This window comes from Mycobacterium sp. 1245852.3, from assembly GCF_001669335.1.
Classification (GTDB): domain Bacteria; phylum Actinomycetota; class Actinomycetes; order Mycobacteriales; family Mycobacteriaceae; genus Mycobacterium; species Mycobacterium europaeum_A.
Map to the genome: position 1 here is coordinate 1 of NZ_LZLL01000312.1, position 863 is coordinate 863.

General features: G+C 70.6%; 2 pseudogenes. One reads left to right on the forward strand and one right to left on the reverse strand.

Annotated elements, in window-relative coordinates:
* Positions 1 to 749 (forward strand): annotated as a pseudogene (locus A9W96_RS14090) (hypothetical protein); the annotation flags it as partial.
* A gap of 37 nt (positions 750 to 786) precedes the next feature.
* On the opposite strand, the pseudogene A9W96_RS33330 reads toward A9W96_RS14090, so the two are convergent.
* A pseudogene (locus tag A9W96_RS33330) lies at positions 787 to 863 on the reverse strand (hypothetical protein); the annotation flags it as partial.

Genomic DNA, 863 nt, shown 5'->3' on the forward strand with positions numbered 1-863 from the left:
TACCGGAGGCCGCACTGGAAGTTCGGCTGCGGCTGCTGCGCGATCGCATCCATCAAGGGTGGATCCTCAACGCGCTGTGGCTGATCGACGCCGGAGTCAGCGCCGCGACACCGGTGCGCGGCCAGGCGGGGCGCAGTGTGTCCGGGGTGGGCATGATCGCCGACAGCCAGCTCGTCGACGCCGAGATCGCCGAGTTGGCGGCGGCGCTGCGAGCCGACCCGCCGTTGCGCGCGCTGGCCGCCGACGGCAACCTCGCCAGCATCCGCGCGCTGTCACCCAAGACGGCTGCCGCCGTCGACGACGCCGTCGCGCGAATCGGGCACCGCGGGCCGGGGGAGGCCGAGTTGGCCGCCACGACATTCGCCGACGATCCCACCATGTTGCTGATCGCCGCGGCCACCTGCGAACAGCCGCCGACGCCGCAGCAACGGCCGGCGCGCGCCGCCCGTGGTTCTCGGGAGCTGGCCTACGACACCACGATGCGGTTCACCCACGAACTCCGTATGACGTTGCGCGCCTTGGGTTCGCTGCGGGTCGAGGCGGACCTCATCGACGATGTCGAGGACATGTACTACCTGACCTGCAACGAACTGGTCACCCTGCCCGGTGATGCGCGGTTGCGGATCAAACGCCGCCGCACCGAACGCGAACGGCTGCAGGCGCAATGCCCACCCGAGGTCATCGACGGGGCCTGGACCCCGGTGCCGCGCGGCGCTGACGGCTCGGACCCCGAGCGCACCGCGGGCTAGTCGCTCGGGTGCGTCAACCCAAAAGCTCGCGCAGTGCCAGCGCGTTGAGGATCCACCCTTGATGGATGCGATCGCGCAGCAGCCGCAGCCGAACTTCCAGTGCGGCCTCCGGTA